The organism is Bradyrhizobium sp. SZCCHNPS1003 (assembly GCF_032381555.1).
GTDB lineage: Bacteria > Pseudomonadota > Alphaproteobacteria > Rhizobiales > Xanthobacteraceae > Bradyrhizobium.
Genome location: NZ_JAUHIU010000012.1, coordinates 1 through 20,420 on the forward strand (window position 1 = coordinate 1; position 20,420 = coordinate 20,420).

Sequence of the window (20,420 nt, forward strand, 5' to 3'; positions counted from 1 at the left end):
ATCCTCCGAGGGCCGGATGGTTCGGAAATCCAATCCTAACCCTTCTTGACCACCCGCCGCCCCATAGGATCTGTGGTTCCTGCCCCGTGCACTCTTTCCCGCACGGGGGCCACGGGCCTCAGTCGAGGTCCGGCCTTCCCTGCGCCCTCACGCTCAACGAGGGCCGACGGACCAGCACACCCCGGACATCCGATGTCGCGGGAACGTGAAGACGCGGCCTGCGTATCCTTTGATAGGCCGGACCACGGGGCCGGATCCCGGCAGACGCCGCTTGAAATCAAACCATCACAGAGGGCACTTAGGGTGCGGATTTGGCCGGCAGCCCCGCCGGCGCGAACCAGCCCTCAGCGCCATGACAAGGAGACGTCCGGAGCCGTCGGCTGCGGACGACGAGACGAGACACGCGGATGATGCTTCAGGACCTCCGGACAACCGTGCTCCGCGACGCCGTGCGCCCCAACGTCTGGGACGTGGTCGCGCTGATCATCGTGGTCGGCGCAATGGTGCTGATCGTCTATGGCGGCGAGCAGACCACGCAGCCGCTGTCGGCGCTGGACGTGGTCCCGGTCTCGCTCGATCCGGCCAACCTGCCGCTCTACGCGCTGCGCACCACCTTGCGCATGCTGCTCGCAATCACCTGCTCGCTGGTGTTCACCTTCGTCTACGCCGCGCTGGCGGCCAAGAGCCGGCGCGCCGAGATCGTGCTGATCCCGCTGCTCGACATCCTGCAGTCGGTGCCGATCCTGGGCTTCCTGACGTTCACCGTCGTGTTCTTCATGAACCTGTTCCCCGGCAAGGTGCTCGGTGCCGAGCTCGCCTGCGTGTTCGCGATCTTCACCAGCCAGGCCTGGAACATGACCTTCAGCATGTACCAGTCGATGCGCAACGTGCCGAAGGATCTGGAGGACGCGACGCGCAGCTTCCACCTCTCCGGCTGGCAGCGCTTCTGGCGGCTCGACGTGCCCTTCGCGATGCCCGGCCTGATCTGGAATGCGATGATGTCGATGTCCGGCGGCTGGTTCTTCGTCGTGGCGTCGGAGGCGATCACCGTCGGCAACACCACGGTCACCCTGCCGGGCATCGGCTCCTACGTCGCACTCGCAATCCAGCAGAAGGATCTCACGGCAATTGCCGCCGCGCTGCTGACGATGCTGCTGGTGATCACCGCCTATGACCAGCTGCTATTCCGTCCGATCGTGGCCTGGGCCGACAAGTTCCGCTTCGAGCAGACCGCCTCCGGCAATCCGCCGACCTCCTGGATGCTCGATCTGTTCCGGCGCACCCGCGCGCTGCGCTCGCTGTCGGTGCCGTTCGCAGCGGTCAACCGCACTTTCTCGAACCTGCGCCTCAACTGGCCCCGCGCGTGGAGCGGCCCCGTCCGCCACGCGCCGCCGTCGCAGCTCGTCGACGGCCTCTGGCTCGCCGTCGTCATCCTCGGCTGCGCCTATGCCGGTTGGAAGACCTATCTCTACCTCTCGGCAACGCTGGCGCTCGCCGATATCCTCTCTGCGATCGGCTACGGCCTGATCACGCTGGTGCGGGTGGTGGTGCTGATCGCGCTGGCGTCGCTGATCTGGGTCCCCGTCGGCGTCTGGATCGGGCTGCGGCCGAAGCTCGCCGAACGGATGCAGCCGCTGGCGCAATTCCTCGCCGCATTCCCGGCCAACCTCGCCTTCCCGGTGTTCGTCGTGCTGATCGTGCGCTACGGCCTCGACGCCAATGTCTGGCTGAGCCCGCTGATGATCCTGGGCACGCAGTGGTACATCCTGTTCAACGTCATCGCCGGCGCCAGCGCCTTCCCGACCGACCTGCGCGAGGCCGCCGCGAGCCTGCAGCTGACCGGCTGGCGCTGGTGGTTCAAGGTCGTGCTGCCCGGCGTCTTCCCCTACTACATCACCGGCGCCATCACCGCCTCCGGCGGCTCGTGGAACGCGGCGATTGTCGCCGAGGTCGCGAGTTGGGGCGATACCCATCTCACCGCGAGCGGCCTCGGCGCCTACATCGCCGCGGCCACGGAGCGTGGTGACTTCCCCCGCGTCGTGCTCGGCATTGCCGTGATGTGCATTCTCGTCACTCTGTTCAACCGGCTGCTGTGGCGGCCGCTCTACGCCTTCGGCGAACGCCGGCTGCGGCTCGGCTGACCGGGAGAATTTGTCATGCGCGACCAGGTCAAAGACACATCGCTGATCGAGATCAAGAGCGTGAGCCGGCTGTTTCCGAAGGGCAGCGGCGAGGATCTCGTGGTGCTCGAGAAGGTCGACCTCACGATCCGCGCCGGCGAGATCGTCGGCCTGCTCGGACGCTCCGGCTCCGGCAAATCGACCTTGCTGCGGATCATCGCCGGCCTGGTGTCGCCCTCCTCCGGCGAAGCGCGCTGCCGCGGCGAGATCATCGCCGGCCCCCCGCGCGGCGTCGCCATGGTGTTTCAGTCGTTCGCGCTGTTTCCCTGGCTCACCGTGCTGCAGAACGTCGAGCTCGGCCTGGAGGCGCTCGGCATCGAGGCCGCTGAGCGGCGCAAGCGCGCGCTCGCGGCGATCGATCTGATCGGCCTCGACGGCTTCGAATCCGCTTTTCCCAAGGAGCTGTCGGGCGGCATGCGCCAGCGCGTCGGCTTCGCCCGCGCGCTGGTGGTGCATCCCGACCTCCTGCTGATGGACGAGCCGTTCTCGGCGCTGGACGTGCTGACCGCCGAAACACTCCGTACCGACCTCATCGATCTCTGGACCGACGGCCGGCTGCCGATCAAATCGGTGCTGATGGTGACGCACAACATCGAGGAGGCGGTGCTGATGTGCGACCGCATCCTGGTGTTCTCCTCCAATCCCGGCCGCGTCGCCGCCGAGTTCAAGGTCGACCTGCCGCATCCGCGCAACCGGCTCGATGCGGCGTTCCGCCAATTGGTCGACAGCCTCTACGCGCGCATGACGCAGCGGCCCGAGCCGAAGCTGCCGAGCACCGCGAGCGCCGGCGTCGGCATGGTGCTGAGCCACGTGTCCTCGAACTCGATCTCCGGCCTGGTCGAGACGCTTGCCGGCGAACCCTATAATGGGCATGCCGACTTGCCCGTGCTGGCGGGCCATCTGCAGCTCGAGGTCGACGAGATCTTTCCGTTGGCCGAGGCGCTGCAGCTCTTGCGCTTCGCCCAGCTCAGCGAAGGCGATCTGACCTTGACCGAGGCCGGACGGCGGTTCGCCCATCTCGATACCGACGAACGCAAGAAGCTGTTCGCGCAGCATTTGATGGAGAACGTGCCGCTGATGGGGCTGATCCGCCGCGTGCTCGACGACCGCCCCGCGCACGCAGCACCAGCGGCGCGCTTCCGCATCGAGCTCGAGGACTACATGTCCGAGCACTATGCCGACGAGACGCTGCACACCATCGTGTCATGGGGCCGCTATGCCGAGCTGTTCGCCTATGACGAGCAGTCCGAAACCTTCAGCCTGGAGAACCCGCATTGAGCCTTGCGGCGTCACGGCGCGATCGTGAGGGTCGCTTTCATGTTCGGGTGAAAGCGGCAGTAGTAGTCGAGCGTGCCCGCCTTCTTGAGGACCGAGCTCACCGTCTTGCTCGGCGGCAAAGTGACATCGAAGGCGCCATCCCGCGCCGTAGCCGTATGAGCCAGCGCGTCCTTGTTGATCCATTCGACGGTGTCGCCGACCCTGGCCGAAACCACGGCCGGCGAAAACGCGAGCTTGTCTATCGTAATCCGGATCGTGGCCGCGCGCGCCGGAACGCTCACCGCGGCAAGCACGACCACACTCAGGAAGGCGAGACGTCCCGACAGCATCGGCTGATCCTACTTCAGGTCCGCCGCGACGTGCTCGGCGTGCTGCTCGTGCCCCTGAAACAGCTTCAGGCCGGTCTGCAGCAACTCCTTCAGCTCGGCGTTGGTTGCGGACGGAATGAGCTGCGTTTCCAGCGCGCCGTTCACCGTCTTGTGGTAGGCAACCTCGTTGGCGATGTAGGCCTTGTCGAATGCCGCGCCCTTGAGTTTACCGAGTTCGTCGAGCTTCTCGCTCGCTTGCTTCGACAGCGCGCGGCTGGTGTCGTTGTCCTCAGGCGTGACCTTCAGCTTCTTGACGAGGGCGAAGGCCTGTTTGTTGACCGCCTCGTGGTCGCGCACCATGCCTTGGGCGAACTCCTTGACCTCCTTGCTGCTGGACTTGCCCAAGGCCTGCTTCGCCGCCTTGATGTCGATTTCACCGGCCGTGTAGGCGATATGGGCGATCTGCGGATCGTTGAGCTTGGCGCCCTGCGACAGCGCGACACTGCTCGTGAGGCAGAGCACGACGACCGTCGTGCCGATATGCTTGAACATGGCTCTCATCTCCTGTGCCGCCGGACCTCGTGGCCGGCGGATGAATGGCTGCACAGGGATTGGATGAAAAACGGGAGCCGACGTTCCCAAGAATCTTCAGCTCGGACGTGCCAGACGCTCAAGCACGGCATCCGTCAGCCGCTCGCAACGCGCGCCAGCGAAGGGAAACGCGTCCATAAGGACGGGGCCGATCTCTTTTTCGACGTTCTCGCGCAACATGCCGCGGGCGCGATGCAGGCGCGTCTTGACGGTCTCGGGCTTCAACCCCAGCAAGTCCGCGGTCTCGTCGATGCTCATCTCCTCGATCACGCGGGCGATGAACACGAGGCGAAACGGCTCGGACAGTTCATCGATGGCCCGCTCGACGACGGCCTGGATCTGGCGCTGCGCCACAGACTTCTCCGGATCGCTCGACGTGGCGGGAAATTGGATCACCTCGGCCCCAGGTTTATTCTCTCGCTCCGCATCCAGTTGCAATGCCGGTCGCTGCCCGCGCAGCCACCCCATCGCTTCGTTCATCGCGATGCGAACCAACCACGTCGACAGGCTGGACTGGCCGCGAAACTCGTCCAGATGGGTGAGTGCGCGGACATAGGTTTCCTGCACGACGTCCTCCGCCTCGCTGTCGTTGCGCAGGATGCCGCGGGCGATCCGGAACAGGCGGCGGTTGTTGGCCTGCAGGATGGCCCGAACGGCCGCCTCGTCGCGGGCTTTTGCCCGTCGGATCAGGTCATCCTCGGCGGTCGTCGCCGCAGAGACTGTGGTCGCTATGGTCCAAGGCATTGCCGATCATCCCAACTGAGCACGCATGGCTTAGATGGAATTCGATCCGGAAGGTTCCCAAAAAAGATTGCGCGAGACGCTTCATTGCACCGCCGCGAACGTATCAGGCCGCGCCAGCGCCCAGGCATCACGGAAGCGGATGTCCTGCGTACCCTCGAGCAGCTCACCCGGCCGCAGCGCCGGATAGAGTTTTGCGAAGGAGGAGACCTCGGTGGTCGACGTCCGCTGTGAGAAGTGGATGGGACGCAGGTCCTGCGGATGTTCCAGGCCGGCGGCAGCGAGCAGCTCGGCCAGCGCATGCAGGGTCGCGTGATGATAGTTGTAGACGCGATCGATCTTGTGCGGAACGACCAGCGCGCGGGCGCGCGTCGGATCCTGCGTCGCAACGCCGGTCGGACAGCGGTCGGTGTGACAGCTCAAGGACTGGATGCAGCCGAGCGCGAACATGAACCCGCGCGCCGAGTTGCACCAGTCGGCCCCAATCGACATTGCGCGGGCCATGTCGAAGGCGGTGGCGATCTTGCCGGCGGCGCCGATCTTGATCCGGTCGCGGATGTTCATCCCAACCAGCGCGTTATGCACGAAGTTGACGCCCTCGCGCATCGGCATGCCCAGATGGTCCATGAACTCGAGCGGCGCCGCACCGGTGCCGCCTTCATTGCCGTCGACGACGATGAAGTCGGGATAGATGCCGGTCTCCTGCATCGCCTTGCAGATCGCCAGGAATTCCCAGGGATGGCCGATGCACAGCTTGAAGCCCGCGGGCTTGCCGCCCGACAGCCGGCGCATCTCGCCGATGAACTGCATCATGCCGATCGGCGTCGAGAACGCGCGGTGCGCCGCCGGCGAGATGCAGTCCTCGCCCATCGCGACGCCGCGGATCTTAGAGATCTCCTCGGACACTTTGGCAGCCGGCAGCACGCCGCCGTGGCCAGGCTTGGCGCCCTGGCTGATCTTGAGCTCGACCATCTTGATCTGCTCGGTGGCTGCGACCCGCGCGAACGCGTCGGCGTCGAACGTGCCGTCATGGCGGCGGCAGCCGAAATAGCCGGAGCCGATCTCCCAGATGATGTCGCCGCCCATCTCGGCATGGTACGGGCTGAAGCCGCCCTCGCCGGTGTCGTGCGCGAAGCCGCCGCGCTTGGCGCCACCGTTGAGCGCGCGCACCGCATTCGGGCTCAGCGCCCCGAAACTCATGGCCGAGATGTTGAACACCGAGGCCGAATAGGGCTTTGCACAATCGGGGCCGCCGATGGAGATGCGATATTTTTCCTCCGCACGCGGCTTGGGCGACATCGAATGGTGCATCCATTCATAGCCCTCGCGGTAGACATCCTCCTGGGTGCCGAACGGGCGCTTGTCGAGCACCATCTTGGCGCGCTGATAGACCACCGCACGGGTGTCGCGCGAGAACGGCATGCCGTCCTTCTCGCTCTCGAAGAAATACTGCCGCATCTCCGGCCGCATCTCCTCGAGCAGGAAACGCAGATGCGCCGCGATCGGGTAGTTGCGCAACACCGCGTGGCTCTTCTGCATGAGATCGCGGACGCCGAGCAAGGTCAGCGCGCCGAAGATCAAGAGCGGGATGAGGACGAGATCGAAGATTTTGCGGTCGTAGATACCAAGGATCAGCAACAGGGCGGTCGCCGTGGCGCAGATCGTCAGCACGATGAAGCGCGGCGAAAACGGGAGCAGCAGCGTATCCATGGGAGGCCTCGAAGCGGCTCGTGGAAGGTCTGGTGTCACCATACTACGCGTATCGCGAAGCAATCGTTACACAAGCGCGCGCAATCGGCCATCGATGATATCACATCATCGATAGCCGCCTTCTGTCGACTGCCGCGCTGCGAGATCGAGCCGCAGCGCCGGGCCGGCCTCCGAGACTCCCGGCGCCGATATGCACTGTTCGAAGACGGCAGCCGCTTACCCCTGCGCGAACAACCCCGAATGCGCCTCGCGCAGCTGCCGCTTCAGCAGCTTGCCGCTGGGGTTCTTGGGCAGCGCATCGACGAACACGATCCGCTTCGGCGTCTTGAAGGTGGCGAGACGGCTCGAGGCCTGCTTCAGCACCGCCTCCTCGGTCAGCTCGCAGCCGGACTTGACCACGACCATCGCCACCACGGCCTCGACCCAGCGCGGATGCGGCAGTCCGACGACGGCGACCTCGGACACTTCGGGGATCAAATAGAGCGCCTCCTCGACCTCGCGGCTGGCCACGTTCTCACCACCGGTCTTGATCATGTCCTTCTTGCGATCGACGATGGTGATGTAGCCCTCCTCGTCGATGGTCGCGAGATCGCCGGAGTGAAACCAGTCGCCCTGGAAGGCGGCGGTGGTGCGCTCATCGTCGTGGAAATAGCCGAGCATCAGATGCGGCGAGCGATGCACGACCTCGCCGACCTCGCCTGGCGCGACGTCGTTCATGTCGTCATCGACGACCCGCGTCTCGACGTTGAGCACGGCGCGGCCGCAAGACCCCGGCTTGCGCAACTGATCATCGGGTCCCAACATCGTCGCCAGCGGCGCGATCTCGGTCTGGCCGTACAGATTCCACAGCCGCACCTTGGGCAGCCGCTGCGCCAGCTCGCGCAGCACCTCGACCGGCATGATCGACGCGCCGTAATAGCCCTTGCGCAAAGTCGACACATCCGTGGTCTCGAACAGCGGCGAGCGCAGGATCGAGATCCATACCGTCGGCGGCGCGAAGAACGAGGTGATGCGATATTTCGCGATCAGCGGCAGCAGATTGTCGGGCGTCGGAAACGCCGTGATGATGTTGGTGGCGCCGACATAGATCGACGGTCCGAAGAACACGTCGAGCTGGGCGCAATGATACAGCGGCAGCGCGTGCAAGGTGACGTCCTCGGCCGCGATGCCGGCGTCGACGATGCAGCTGACATACTGCCAGATCACGGCATCATGGGTCAGCATTGCGCCCTTCGGCAGCGACTCCGTGCCCGAGGTGTAGACGATCTGCGCCACGTCGCTGCCTGCAATCTCGACCGCGGGCACTTGCGCCGTCGAGGCCGCAAGCTCGGCAAAATCGATCATGTCGCCCTGCCGTTCGCTTGCGCCCTCCGACGGCAGCCAGATCAGCTGCTCGACCGCCGGCACCAGTGCCTTGGCGGCGCGCGCCACGCCGGCGAAGCCGCTGTCGGTCGCGAGCAGCCGCGCCCCGGCGTGATTGAGGATGTAGGCGACCTCCTCCGGCTTCAGCATGAAGTTGATCGGCACCAGCACGGCGCCGAGCCGCGCCAGCGCGAAGCGCAGGGCGGCAAAGGCATGCGAGTTGCGCGCGAGGATCGCGACGCGCTCGCCCTTGCCGACCCCCTGGGCGGCGAGGCCGGCCGCGAGGCGGTCGACGATGGCGTTGAACTCGGCGTAGGTCCAGCTGATCTCGCCGCAGATCACGGCCGTCTTGGTCGGTGTCCGCGCCGCGCTCCGCCGCAGGAGATCACCGAGCGTCTGTCGCCGTACGATGGAATCCATGCTCATCCCCTCTGTCATCACGGGGATGGCCGCCACGCGGGCAATCCAAGTCCCCTCCCTGTTCGCGCCGGACGTCTGAAGGCCCGGTCTTGGCGCCGAAAATCGCACGGCCGCTCGGACGCGCGCAAGGAGGATATTGCCAACGAAAAGAGCGCCCCGATTGCGTCGAGGCGCTCTTTCAGAAAAGTCGCAAACGAAGGGTCGGCGGCTCAGCGCTCGACGAAGGCCTTCTCGATCACGAAGTGTCCGGGCTGGTTGCCGCTGCCTTCGAGGAAGCCTCGCGACTCGAACATGGTCTTGAGCTCCTCCAGCATCGCCGGGCTGCCGCACATCATGATGCGGTCCTTGGCGATGTCGAGCTCATGCTGGCCGATATCGTTGAAGAGCTGCTGCGACGAGATCAGGTCGGTGATGCGGCCGCGGTTACGGAACGGCTCGCGGGTGACGGTCGGATAATACTGCAGCTTGCCGTCGAGCAGCGGCCCGAACAGCTCATCCTCGCGCAGCTTCGCGACGACGCTCTCGCCATAGGCGAGCTCGGCGACCTGGCGGCAGCCATGGACCAGCACGATGCTCTCGAACCGCTCGTAGACGTCGGGGTCCTTGATCAGGCTGGCGAACGGGGCAAGGCCGGTGCCGGTCGACAGCAGCAGCAGCCGGCTGCCGGGCAGCAAATTGTCGGGGATCAGCGTGCCGGTCGCCTTGCGGCCGACCAGGATGGTGTCGCCTTCCTTGATCTGCTGCAGCCGGGAGGTCAGCGGACCGTCCTGCACCTTGATGCTGAAGAACTCGAGTTCCTCCTCGTGATTGGCGCTGGCCATGCTGTAGGCACGCAGCAGCGGGCGGCCCTCGACCTCGAGGCCGATCATCGCGAACTGACCATTTTGGAAGCGGAAGCCCGCATCGCGGGTGGCTCGGAAGGAGAACAGGGTGTCCGTCCAGTGGTGAACGGAAAGAACTTTCTCTTTATAGAACGCGCTCATGTCGTTTGTTTTTTCACGTGGGCTGAAGTTGGAAGAAACAAGTCGTGACGGAGGCAGGACCGCAAAAACCCTATAGATCCAGCGATTTCGGCGCCTGATGTACGTGAAAACAGCGAATAATCAACCCGCATGGACGCACCATTGATCACGATCAAATGCATGCCGGCTGATGCCCGGATTCGCCTCGATCGGCCGTTCGTTCGTACACAAACGATAAGGGTAATTTACTTGCCGAGATTCCAATTTTCCAGCACTTTAATTCCGCATCCTGGCCCAATCCTTGAGCAATGATTAACCATCCGCAGACCCAGCTCGCCGCCATCACCCGCTACTGCGTCGAACGAGGCATCGCGCTCGACGTGCGGGAGGACGGCTGGCTGCTGGTGCTCGAGGATGCCAACCGGCGTCACCTGATCTTCGGCTATGATCTCGGCCTGAACAGTGCGGTGGCGCACAGACTGGCCTGTGACAAAGCGGCGACCTCGGCGCTGCTGAGAGCCGACGGGATTGCCGCGGTTCCACACGCGTTCTTTCTTGCTCCGGCCCTTAGCGGCCAGCCCGGGCAGACGGCCGAGGCCGCGCTGGCGCTGCTGGAAACGTATCCGCGCGGGCTGGTGGTCAAGCCCAACGAGGGTACCTCTGGACGGATGGTGGTCCGCGTCACGGGAAAGGATGAACTGCTGCGCGCAGCGAACCGCATCTTCGGGACCGGCGCGAACGTTGCGATCGCACCGCTCATGGACATCGTTGACGAAGTCCGTGTCGTGCAGCTCGATGACGCGTCCATGATCGTCTACCGCAAGCAGCGCCCCACCGTGACCGGCGACGGCGTGCAGCCGCTGCTCGATCTCGCGCTGTCGGCGACTCCGGCCACGGGGCACGCACAGCTCCTGCGGCGCCTCGATGCGGAATTCGACGCGTCGGCCTTGCGCGCGATCGTGCCGCGCGGCGAGCAGCGCCTGCTGAGCTGGCGGCACAATCTCGAGTTCGGAGCTCACCCCGAGCTGCTCGAACCAGGCGCGCAGCGGGACCTCTGTGCCGCGCTCGCGACCGCGGCGGCACGCGTCATCGGCATCCGCTACGCATCGGTCGACCTCGTGCTGGCCGATGGGCGCTGGCAGGTGCTTGAAATCAATTCGGGCGTGAAGATGGAGGCGCTCGGCCGGCATGCGCCGGAGCTGGTCGAAAGCACCTATATCGCCGCACTCGACGCGATCTTTGGCAGAAGTCCGTCGGGATGACGTGCGGCCGCCGGCTCGATCTTCAGCAATAAGATTTCCCTGGCCTCGATCGAAATGAGGGATTAGTCTCCGATCCAAACTAAACAGTATACTGTCAATGTGGAGGACGCCCTTGCGCATCGCCGTGCTCGGCGGCGGCCCTGGCGGGCTGTATTTCGCCTATCTCTGGAAGAAGCGGCACCCCGCCGCCGTGGTCGATCTGTTCGAGCAGAACCCGGCCGGGGCGACCTGGGGCTTTGGCGTCGTGTTCTCCGATCAGGCGCTCGAATTCCTGCGCGCCGACGATCCCGACACCGTGGACGCGATCGCGCCGCACATGGAAGGCTGGCGCAACATCACGCTCAATCTGCGTGGCGAGAACGTCGAGATCGACGGCGTCGGCTTCTCTGCGATCGGCCGGCTCGAACTCTTGAAGCTGCTGCAGGCGCGCGCCGAAAGCGTCGGCGTCGTGGCCCGTTACGGCACGATCATCCAGTCGCTGGATCAGCTCGCAGGCTACGACCTCATCGTCGCTGCCGACGGACTGAACTCGCTGGTTCGCCGCAGCTTCGAAGGCGATTTCGGCTTCTCCGTCTCCTACTCCAGCAACAAGTTCGCCTGGTACGGCACGTCGAAGACCTTTGCCACGCTGTCGCAGACCTTCGTCGCGACCGACCGCGGCAGCTTCAACGCGCACCATTATCGCTATGCGCCGGACATGAGCACGTTCCTGGTGGAATGCGATCGCGCCACGTGGCACGCCTATGGCTTCGCCGAGATGTCGGTCGACGAATCCCGGCGCGTCTGCGAGCAGGTGTTCGCCGCCACGCTCGACGGTCGCGCGCTGGTCTCCAACCGGTCGGTGTGGCGCAATTTTCCCTGGGTCTGGAATGAGCACTGGTGGCACCGGAACATGGTGTTGATCGGCGACGCGCTGCATACCGCCCACTTCTCGATCGGCTCCGGGACGCGGCTGGCGATCGAGGATGCGATCGCGCTCGCCAAGGCGCTCGATGCGGAGACCTGCCTCTCGGATGGCCTCGCCCGCTATCAGGCCGAGCGGCAGCCGATCGTGAAGAAGCTGGTGGCGGCGGCCCGGACCAGCGCCGAGTGGTACGAGTCCTTCCCGGCGCACATGACGCTCGGCCTGATGGAATTTGCCTACAGCTATATCACCCGGTCCGGCCGCATCGACGACACGCGGCTGCGAGCCATGGCCCCGCAGTTCATGGCCCGCTACGAGGCATCTCGGAACACGGGAGCACGCGTATGACGCGAGAGATCGCCGACCACGTTCCGCGCGACAGCGCCGGCGCGCGTGAGATCGGCTTCGCGATTCCCGCCCGCTACAATGCCGGCCGCGTGCTGTTCGACAATCTCGCAAAGGGCAACGCGGACAAGCCCGCGCTGATCGGCCCGGCTGGTCCGCGCAGCTATGCCGAGCTGTGCGCCGACGCCTGCCGCTGGGGCAACGGCTTCACCGCGCTCGGGCTCAGCCGCGGCGACCGTGTCCTGCTGTTCCTAGACGATACACCGGCCTATCCGGCCGCGTTCTTCGGCGCGGTACGCGCCGGCTTCGTGCCGCTGCTGATCAACACATTGACGCCGCCGGATCTGCTGCAATTCTATCTCGCTGATTCCGGCGCCAAGGTCGCGGTCGCCGATGCCGAGTTTGCCGCACGATTCGACGCGCAGGCCTGCGCCGAGACCGCGCTGCGCACACTGGTCGTCGTCAATGGCGCGGTGCCGGCTACCGCCGCCGCAACGACGGTCGCGGTCGATGCGTGGCTGCCAGGCTTCGCCGATCAGCTGCCAGAGGCCGACACGCACCGCGATGAGATGGCGTTCTGGATGTATTCGTCCGGCTCGACCGGACGTCCCAAGGGCATCGTCCATCTGCAGCATGACATGGCCTATAGCGAGCAGGCGTTCGCCCGCAACGTGCTGCGGCTCAAGCCGGACGACGTCTGCTTCTCGGTGCCCAAGATCTTCTTCGCCTACGGCTTCGGAAATGCGATCACCTTTCCATTCTCGGCCGGAGCGACGACGCTGCTGCTGCCGGGCCAGCCGAAGCCCGCCGCCATCTTCGATGCGATCGGCCGCTTCCGTCCGACCGTGTTCTTCGGCCTGCCGACGCTCTACACCGCGCTCACCAAGGCTGAGGGTGCGAAGGAGGCGGACTTCTCGTCATTGCGGCTCGCGGTCTCCGCGGCCGAGGTGCTCTCGGCCGAGGTCTTCAACGGCTGGAAGAGCCTGACCGGCCTGGAGATCGTCGAAGGTCTCGGCTCGACCGAGGTTCTTCACGTCTATCTCTCGAACCGCGAGGACCGCAAGAAGCTCGGCGCCGCCGGACTGCGCGTTCCCGGCTACGAGATCGCGCTGCGCGACGGCGAAGGACGCGAGGTCGCCACCGGCGAAGAGGGCATTCTCTGGGTACGCGGCGACTCCAACACGCCGCTCTACTGGAACCGTCCGGACAAGACCGCGGAGACGATCCGCGACGACGGCTGGATCTACACCGGCGACCGCTTCGTGCGGGATGCCGACGGCTTCCATTTCTTCCGCGGCCGCGCCGACGACCTGGTCAAGATCTCCGGCCAATGGGTCTATCCGCTCGAGGTCGAGCTCTGCCTCGCCGAGCATCCCGATATCAGGGAATGCGCCGTGTTCGCGCATGAGCTATCGGATCGGCGGATGAGCCTGAAGGCCGTGGTGGTAACCAATGGCCGATCGCACGACGCGTCGGCAATGACGAAGGCGCTGCAGGACTACGTAAAGGCGAAGCTGCTGCCTTACAAATATCCGCGTGAGATCGTCTTCATCGACGAATTACCGAAAACGGGCACCGGCAAGATCGACCGTCAGGCGGTGATGCGGCTGTGAGCCTATGCCTTCCGCCCGACAACCGCGGACTTCCGCGATCAGCCGGTCTTGCCGAGATGCTCAAGCGCATCCTCGGCACGCAGCGGCACCCGCGAGACCTCGTTGTTGAGATCGACGAGCTGCGCCAGCAACGCCATCAGCATCTTGCGATCCGCGGCCTTCAGCGGCGCCAGCATGCGGGCCTGGGCGCGATCGACCGCAGGCATGATCGCTCGGAGCAGCGCGCCACCTGTCCTGGTCAGATAAAGCAGCTTGACGCGCTTATCCTCGGCCGACGGCCTGCGCTCGATATGACCCTTGCTCTCCAGCCGCTCGATCACGCTGCCGAGCGTCGAACGGTCGAAGGCGATCACCGCCGACAACCTGGTGGCATCGATGCCCGGGTGCGTCTGGATCGCGACCAGCGCCGCATATTGCACCGGCGTCAGGTCGAACTCGCGGCACTCCTCAACGAAAATGGACACCGCAATCTGCTGCATCCGCCGGAACAGATAGCCCGGCTTGGTGTAGACTGCGTCCATCGTGATGTCGGGCGGCCTACTCGGCATCGGCCTGACGCTCCGGAGCAGCATCGGCGAAAGCCGGCAACGCCTTCGCCGCGGCTTCGGCCTGCAGCAGGCGCGGGAACGCTGCGACATCGACGCCGAAGCGGCGTGCATTGCCAAGCTGCGGCACCAGGCAGAGATCGGCCAAGGTTGGCGTCGCGCCGAAGCAGAATGGGCCAGGCTCATGCCTGATCAGCGCTTCGCACGCAGCGAGCCCCTCGCGGTTGGCCCAGCCGGCCCAGGCCGTGACCTTGTCCTCGGGCAGGCCGAGTTCCCGGAGCCGCGCCAGCACCTTCAGGTTCTGCACCGGATGGGTGTCGCAGGCGAGCACCTGCGCGAAGGCACGGACCTGGGCGCGGCGCAACGGATCCTTCGGCAGCAGCGGCGGCTCGGGATGGGTCTCATCGAGCCATTCGATGATCGCAAGCGACTGGATCAACGCGGCGCCGCTGTCGTCCTCGAGGGTCGGGACGAAGCCCTGCGGGTTGAGCGCGAGATAGTCGGGCGCGCGCTGCTCGCCCTTGCGGAGGTGATGCGGCAGATGCTCGGCCGTGAGACCCTTGAGATTGAGCGCGATCCTCACGCGATAGGATGCGCTGCTGCGGAAATAGCCGTGCAGCTTCATCATGGCAGTCCTCCCGAATTGATAGCTCTGGTCGCAATTGACGGTAGCGGGATTGACAGTATACTGTCAATCAATAACGACATCTGATCGGGAGGCGCGCATGGCCGCAGTTTCGACCCCGGAACGCGAGGCGTTCTACAAGAAGATCGACGGCGAAAACATGACGGCGCTGTGGACCGTGATGAGCGATCTCATCACGCCCGAGCCGAAGAGCGCCTGCCGTCCGCATCTTTGGCAGTTCGCGGCGATACGCGACTACATGGTTGAGGCCGGGCGTCTGATCACGGCGAAGGAGGCCGAGCGGCGCGTGCTGATCCTGGAGAATCCGGGCCTGCGTGGGCAGTCCAAGATCACCACCTCGCTCTATGCCGGCATTCAGATGGTGATCCCCGGCGACGTTGCACCCGCCCATCGGCACAGCCAGTCCGCATTGCGCTTCGTGCTGGAAGGCAAGGGAGCCTTCACGACCGTCGAGGGCGAGCGCACCCTGATGAAGCCGGGCGACTTCATCATCACGCCGTCGATGACCTGGCACGATCACGGCAACGAGACCTCCGAGCCGATGTTCTGGCTCGATGGCCTCGACATTCCCCTGGTGCAGTTCCTCGACGCCTCCTTCGCACAAGGCGCGCAGGAGGATCAGCAGAAGGTCGCACGCCCCTCAGGCGACAGCTTCGCCCGCTATGGCCACAACCTGCTGCCGGTCGACGCCAAGCGCAGATCGCGGACGTCGCCGATCTTCAACTATCCCTATTCCTACACGCGCGAGGCGCTGGAGAGCGCCAAGCGAAGCGAGGAATGGGATGCGTGCCACGGGCTGAAGCTGAAGTTCTCCAATCCGGAGACCGGCGACTTCGCCATGCCGACGATCGGCACCTTCATCCAGCTGCTGCCGAAGGGCTTCAAGACTGCGCGCTATCGCTCGACCGACGCGACCGTGTTCACCGCGATCGAAGGCAAGGGCCGCAGCCGCATCGGCGACCAGACCTTCGAATGGGGACCGCGCGATCTGTTCGTCGTTCCGAGCTGGCAATGGGTCAGCCATGAGCCGGACGAGGATGCGGTGCTGTTCTCGTTCTCGGATCGCCCGGTGCAGGAGAAGCTCGACCTGTTCCGCGAGGATCGCGGCAACGCGTGACGGGGCCGATCAGCGCCAACGCAGGAGCCGCGCTTCGAGCATGCTGATCAGCCGGCCGACGGCGAGACCGAACAGCGACAGGATCAGGATCCCCGCCATCAGCTGATCGGTCTGCATCAGATTGCCGGCCTGCAGCACGAAGGTGCCGATGCCGGTCTCGGCGCCGATCATCTCCGCCGAGACCACCAGCATCAACGCCACCGACGCGGTGATGCGGAAACCGGCGAGGATCGAGGGCAGCGCCCCGGGCCAGATCACGCGGCGGACGATGGTCGGGAACGGCACGTCGAAGCTCTGCGCCATGCGGATCAGGTTGCGCGGCACCGCGTCGACGCCGCTATAGACCGAGATCGTGGTCGAGAAGAACACGCCTAGCGCGATTGTCGCGATCTTCGGTTGCTCGCCGATGCCGAGCCAAAGAATCAGCAGCGGCAGCACGGCGATCTTCGGAATCGGAAACAGCGCCGAGACGAAAGTGATGCCGATGCTGCGCGCAATGCGCCACAGCCCGATCGAGAAGCCGACGACGATGCCGGTGGCGGTGCCGAGCGCCCAGCCGGATACGATGCGTACGAACGATGCCGAGACATGCTGCCAGAGCGCGCCGCTTTCGGCCAATCGATACAGGGCACGCAGGATCATCAGCGGCGTCGGCAGGAACAAGGGATTGACCAGGGCGACGCTGCCGATCAGTTGCCACAGACCGAGAGCCGCCGCGAGCGCGAGCCAGCCGGCCCAGCGGCTTGCGGCCGGCGTGAAGCCGCCGCCCCGGAACGGCACCTTCCGGGCCTGCGTGCCGACGACCTCAGGCGATTCGGCCGGGGAGCGTTCAAGCATTCTGAACCTCGCGCTCGGCATCGATCGCCTCGGTCCGGATCAGTCCCCAGAGCTCGTTCTGCAGGTCCAGCAGTTGCGCGCGTACTCCGGTATCGCCGCGGCAGCGCCGCGTCGCCGGGACGCTGACGACCTTCCGGATGCGGCCAGGACGACGCGACAGCACGACGATGCGGTCGGCGAGCCGCACCGCCTCCTCGAGATTATGCGTGACATAGACCGCGCCCATGGTGCCGTCGGCGAGCAGATCGACGAAGTCCTCCATCAGCAGCTCGCGGGTCTGCGAGTCCAGCGCCGACAACGGCTCATCCATCAGCAGGATCGCCGGGCGGACCGCCAGCGCCCGGGCAATGCCAACCCGCTGGCGCATGCCGCCCGACAACTGCTTGGGATAGACGGTCCGGAAGTCTGCCAGCCCGGTCCGCTGCAACGCATCGTCGACGGCGACGGCGCGCTGCTGCGCCGACAAGGACGTATGGAGGAGCGGAAAGGCAACATTGTCGGCGACGCTTGCCCACGGCAGCAGCGCGAAGTCCTGGAACACGAACGTCAGGGGATTGAGGCTGCCGGGCGGCGGGGCTCCGCGCAGCAGCGCCTGACCTTTGCTCGGCTGCAACAACCCTCCGAGGATCGCCAGCAGCGTGCTCTTGCCGCAGCCGGACGGCCCAACGACGGCGACCACCTCGCCGGCTCCGACCGTGAATGATACGCCATCGAGCACTTCGAGCGCGTCGAAACGATGGCTGATGGTCTCGGCGATCAGGTCCATGTCAGGCGATCCCGCTGCAGTTCCGCGCTGCGCCCGCCTTCATCAATCCGGCTTCACAAGGTCTTTGGCGATGATCGCGGCCGCATCATAGCCCTGGTCCGCGAACCCCTGCGCCTGCAGCCATTTGATCTGGCTGTCGATGTTCTTCACATCGAGCTTGCCGTCAGGATCGATATAGGCGCAATTGCCGACCACCTGCTCGACCGGCAGGTTGGTGTACTTGCCGATGATTTCCAGCAATGGCCTGGTCTTGACGTCGATCGCGGCAGTGCCGTCCTTGACCGAGGCGAGCACGACATCATGATACTCGCGCTCGGCGCGCTGAAGCGACGCCAGCAGCTTGCCGACCAGCGCCGTGTTGGCCAAGATTTTCGGCCCCGCGAACACGCCGCTGACCTGCCACGGCGTCTCGTCGCCAACCCAGCCAAGATGCTTGACGGCGCCCTCCTCCATCAGCTTGCGCGCGACGGAAACCGGCATCAGCGCCGCGTCGACGGTCTCACCCTTGATTGCCGCCGACATGTTGGACATCGATTGCAGCGGCACGATCTTCACGTCGGCGAGCTTGAAGCCGTATTTGTCGGCCAGCAGTCCCACCGAATAGTGAAAGCTCGACCCGACCTGGGTCATCGCCACGCGCTTGCCGGCAATATCCTTCGGCGCCTTGAGACCTGCCTCGTAAGCCTTGTTGCTGGCGAAGTAGCCGATCAGCGGAAACCCGGGGCGGTCACGGCTCATGCCGGCGATGATCTTCAACGCGCCCTTGCCTGCGAGGTTATACAGTCCTGCGGTGAAGGCGGTCACCCCGACATCGACGTCGCCGGTGGCCGTCGCCACGGCGATCGGTTGCGCTGCATCGAAAAACTTCAGCTCGACGTCCAGGCCAGCTTCGCGGAAGTAGCCCTTGTCCAACGCGATGAACACTGGCGCGGACGAGGACAGCCGGAGAACGCCGATCCGGAGCTTGGCGTCGTCGGCCAGCGCGGTGCTGATCGATACGAGGCTCCAGAGCAGCCCCAGGACGACGCCAACGTATCGGAACATCACACTCTCCAAGATCTGGCGACCCGCACACCCGGCCTCACCCACGACGCCGACTTGTTGCAATATTTCGAGCTTGATGTCGCGCCAAATTTTCGGGAGTCGGGAGATCGCAGCCTCAGAGGACGGGCGTCTTGCTCCAAGCCGGCTCGTCCATCACGGTAACGCGTGTTGAGCTAAACGCCCTTGCAGTCGGCGGTCCGGTCCTTCCGCGACCGTGAGCTTCTTGCAGGCGCCGTGAAACGTCTCGATCCCCTTCAATCCATCCTCTGCACGGACCGACTTGGCCGGCAGGCTCGCCGCGCCGAGGGCCAGCAGCCAAACGGATGAAGCTGTCTTTCTCATCACGATCCTCTGACAAAGTGGATATTGCCGAGCAGGCCGGATTTGCCGCGTAGACCGTACGGTGGCGAGTGACGACCGGCGACGCAGCGACGAGCTCTCCTGCTGGCTCATCCTGCTTGCGCACAGAGGTGACGGCCTCAGAAGGTCTGCATCACTGGCTTCTCCCCATTGGACAGAAATAGCCCTTCAAAGCGGCCGATCTCGCTGTCGGCCGTGCATTCGATCAGGTCGGGTCCCTTGAAGGGATTGCCGTGACGGCATTGCCCCTTCGCCGTCACCTTGTTGATCGTCTTCCGACTTTGGCCAATGATCATCATATCGACCGGCGTGACGAACTTGTCCGGTCCGGGTTGCTCCTGCAGATCGCCGCGGTTCGAGAACGTGACCACGCTGCCGTCGAGCAAGGTGAAGTAGAAGCCGGTGCGCTGATCGTCATAGTCGGTATTGAGCAGCGCGCCCTTGCATTCGGAGCTGCGATCCTCTCCCGCGACGATGAGCTTCTGGCAAGTCCCCTTCACGACCACCATGCCGGTGAGCCTGGCATCGGCGCGCGACGGAGCTGCAGAGAGCATCAGCACGCCGAGCGCGCATACCGACACCGCCAACACTGCCGACCTCATCGAACTCCCCTCCCTTTTATTATAACTATGCCTCAACCTCTGGTGACGGAGAAGTTCTATTTTTGTTCTCATGCCATTTTTCTCCGAAAGAGGCGCTCGGCGCGTCAGCCGGCACGCGCTTCCAGAGTCTCCAGCCACGCCGCAAACGCCTCCGTCAGGTCCTCCATGACGGCCTGATCATTCCGGCCGGAGCGCGCAGGCACGTGGAAGGCGTGGTCGGCCTGATCGATCCAATGCACGGTCGCGCGCGGTCCCAGCCGCTTCACGACGGGCGCGAGCAGCTCCATCTCCGCCAGCTTGTCGCGCGTCCCCTGCAGGAACAGCATCGGGACCTCGATCGGAGCGAGATGATCGGCGCGCATAATGGAGGGCTTGCCGGCGGGGTGAAGCGGAAAGCCGAGAAAGGCGAGCCCGGTCACGCCTGGCAGCGGCGCTGCACTCTGCGCCTGCGACGTCATGCGCGCTCCGAACGACTTGCCGCCCGCGACGAGCGGCAGCCCCGGACAGAGCCGCGCGGCCTCCGCCACGGCAGCCCGCACCGCGGCGTGGGCGAGCGCGGGCGGATCCGGGCGCTTGCTGCCTTTCTCCATGTAGGGAAACTGAAAGCGCAGCGTCGCGATGCCGCGTGCAGCGAGGCTTGCGGCCGCCTGGTTCATGAAGACGTGGGTCATGCCGGCGCCCGCGCCATGGGCGAACACGAAGCAGGCGCGCGCCTCCGCCGGAGACATGAACAGCGCGGACACGACGCCCGCGCCGTCGATGGGAAGTGTGAGGGAACGCGGCTGGTGCTCGGTCATGCCGCAGAGTGTGAGCCTGCGCTCCTTGCG

Annotated in this window: 20 protein-coding genes; 6 read left to right on the top strand and 14 right to left on the bottom strand. The window is 65.1% G+C overall.

The window, feature by feature from the left end; all coding sequences use genetic code 11:
* The first annotated feature begins 407 nt into the window (after positions 1-407).
* Complete coding sequence (locus QX126_RS20300) at positions 408-2,141, top strand: ABC transporter permease subunit (protein WP_315783212.1); 1,734 nt, start codon at positions 408-410, stop codon at positions 2,139-2,141.
* Between the two features lie 15 nt (positions 2,142-2,156).
* A complete protein-coding gene (locus QX126_RS20305) occupies positions 2,157-3,458 on the top strand; it encodes a nitrate/sulfonate/bicarbonate ABC transporter ATP-binding protein (protein WP_315775643.1) in 1,302 nt (433 codons plus the stop codon).
* 11 nt (positions 3,459-3,469) lie between these two features.
* On the opposite strand, the gene QX126_RS20310 is transcribed toward QX126_RS20305, so the two are convergent.
* The 6 genes from QX126_RS20310 to QX126_RS20335 form a co-directional block, all read right to left on the bottom strand.
* Positions 3,470-3,787, bottom strand: a complete 318-nt coding sequence (locus tag QX126_RS20310) for a cupredoxin family copper-binding protein (RefSeq protein ID WP_315783214.1) — start codon at positions 3,785-3,787, stop codon at positions 3,470-3,472.
* A gap of 9 nt (positions 3,788-3,796) precedes the next feature.
* Positions 3,797-4,318: a DUF4142 domain-containing protein gene (locus QX126_RS20315; protein WP_315783216.1), complete on the bottom strand. Its 522-nt coding sequence runs from the start codon at positions 4,316-4,318 to the stop codon at positions 3,797-3,799.
* 96 nt (positions 4,319-4,414) lie between these two features.
* Entirely contained in the window at positions 4,415-5,101 is a 687-nt protein-coding gene (locus QX126_RS20320; RefSeq protein WP_315783219.1) for an RNA polymerase sigma factor, read from the bottom strand.
* A gap of 81 nt (positions 5,102-5,182) precedes the next feature.
* Complete coding sequence (locus QX126_RS20325) at positions 5,183-6,808, bottom strand: FMN-binding glutamate synthase family protein (RefSeq protein ID WP_315783220.1); 1,626 nt, start codon at positions 6,806-6,808, stop codon at positions 5,183-5,185.
* 216 nt (positions 6,809-7,024) lie between these two features.
* The gene (locus QX126_RS20330) at positions 7,025-8,590 is read right to left on the bottom strand and encodes an acyl-CoA synthetase (RefSeq protein ID WP_315783223.1); all 1,566 of its coding nucleotides are present in this window, start codon (positions 8,588-8,590) and stop codon (positions 7,025-7,027) included.
* A gap of 209 nt (positions 8,591-8,799) precedes the next feature.
* The gene (locus QX126_RS20335) at positions 8,800-9,573 is read right to left on the bottom strand and encodes a ferredoxin--NADP reductase (RefSeq protein WP_315735067.1); all 774 of its coding nucleotides are present in this window, start codon (positions 9,571-9,573) and stop codon (positions 8,800-8,802) included.
* Positions 9,574-9,860: 287 nt separating this feature from the next.
* On the opposite strand from QX126_RS20335, the gene QX126_RS20340 reads away from it, so the two are divergent.
* The 3 genes from QX126_RS20340 (at position 9,861) to QX126_RS20350 (ending at position 13,676) form a co-directional block, all read left to right on the top strand.
* Entirely contained in the window at positions 9,861-10,814 is a 954-nt protein-coding gene (locus QX126_RS20340; RefSeq protein ID WP_315783225.1) for a RimK-like protein, read from the top strand.
* A gap of 112 nt (positions 10,815-10,926) precedes the next feature.
* Positions 10,927-12,066 carry an FAD-dependent monooxygenase gene (locus tag QX126_RS20345; RefSeq protein WP_315783227.1) on the top strand — a complete coding sequence of 380 codons (1,140 nt, stop codon included), beginning with the start codon at positions 10,927-10,929 and terminating at the stop codon, positions 12,064-12,066.
* Positions 12,063-13,676 (top strand): benzoate-CoA ligase family protein, encoded by a 1,614-nt coding sequence (locus QX126_RS20350; RefSeq protein ID WP_315783229.1) that lies wholly within the window; start codon positions 12,063-12,065, stop codon positions 13,674-13,676. Before QX126_RS20345 ends, QX126_RS20350 begins: the two co-directional genes overlap by 4 nt.
* Before the next feature lie 38 nt (positions 13,677-13,714).
* Here the strand turns inward: QX126_RS20350 and QX126_RS20355 are convergent, their stop codons facing one another.
* Together QX126_RS20355 and maiA are read right to left on the bottom strand one after the other, a co-directional pair.
* Positions 13,715-14,224 carry a MarR family transcriptional regulator gene (locus QX126_RS20355; protein ID WP_315735076.1) on the bottom strand — a complete coding sequence of 170 codons (510 nt, stop codon included), beginning with the start codon at positions 14,222-14,224 and terminating at the stop codon, positions 13,715-13,717.
* Positions 14,214-14,846 (bottom strand): maleylacetoacetate isomerase, encoded by a 633-nt coding sequence (gene maiA / locus QX126_RS20360; protein WP_315753993.1) that lies wholly within the window; start codon positions 14,844-14,846, stop codon positions 14,214-14,216. The genes QX126_RS20355 and maiA overlap by 11 nt, the downstream gene beginning before the upstream one ends.
* Before the next feature lie 100 nt (positions 14,847-14,946).
* Between maiA and gtdA the strand changes: the two genes are divergently transcribed.
* Positions 14,947-15,984, top strand: coding sequence for a gentisate 1,2-dioxygenase (gtdA, locus tag QX126_RS20365; protein WP_315783230.1), 1,038 nt, complete (start codon positions 14,947-14,949; stop codon positions 15,982-15,984).
* A gap of 9 nt (positions 15,985-15,993) precedes the next feature.
* Here the strand turns inward: gtdA and QX126_RS20370 are convergent, their stop codons facing one another.
* The 6 genes from QX126_RS20370 to QX126_RS20395 all read right to left on the bottom strand — a co-directional run bounded on the left by QX126_RS20370 (position 15,994) and on the right by QX126_RS20395 (position 20,390).
* Entirely contained in the window at positions 15,994-16,821 is an 828-nt protein-coding gene (locus QX126_RS20370; protein WP_315783232.1) for an ABC transporter permease, read from the bottom strand.
* Positions 16,814-17,587 carry an ABC transporter ATP-binding protein gene (locus tag QX126_RS20375; RefSeq protein WP_315783234.1) on the bottom strand — a complete coding sequence of 258 codons (774 nt, stop codon included), beginning with the start codon at positions 17,585-17,587 and terminating at the stop codon, positions 16,814-16,816. The genes QX126_RS20370 and QX126_RS20375 overlap by 8 nt, the downstream gene beginning before the upstream one ends.
* Positions 17,588-17,629: 42 nt before the next feature.
* On the bottom strand, positions 17,630-18,631 hold the full coding sequence (locus QX126_RS20380; protein ID WP_315783236.1) for an ABC transporter substrate-binding protein: 1,002 nt from the start codon (positions 18,629-18,631) through the stop codon (positions 17,630-17,632).
* A gap of 153 nt (positions 18,632-18,784) precedes the next feature.
* Positions 18,785-18,973: a hypothetical protein gene (locus QX126_RS20385; protein ID WP_315735088.1), complete on the bottom strand. Its 189-nt coding sequence runs from the start codon at positions 18,971-18,973 to the stop codon at positions 18,785-18,787.
* A 137-nt stretch (positions 18,974-19,110) separates the two neighbouring features.
* A complete protein-coding gene (locus QX126_RS20390) occupies positions 19,111-19,593 on the bottom strand; it encodes a hypothetical protein (protein ID WP_315735090.1) in 483 nt (160 codons plus the stop codon).
* Between the two features lie 104 nt (positions 19,594-19,697).
* Positions 19,698-20,390, bottom strand: coding sequence for an alpha/beta family hydrolase (locus QX126_RS20395; RefSeq protein ID WP_315783238.1), 693 nt, complete (start codon positions 20,388-20,390; stop codon positions 19,698-19,700).
* Between the last annotated feature and the right edge of the window lie 30 nt (positions 20,391-20,420).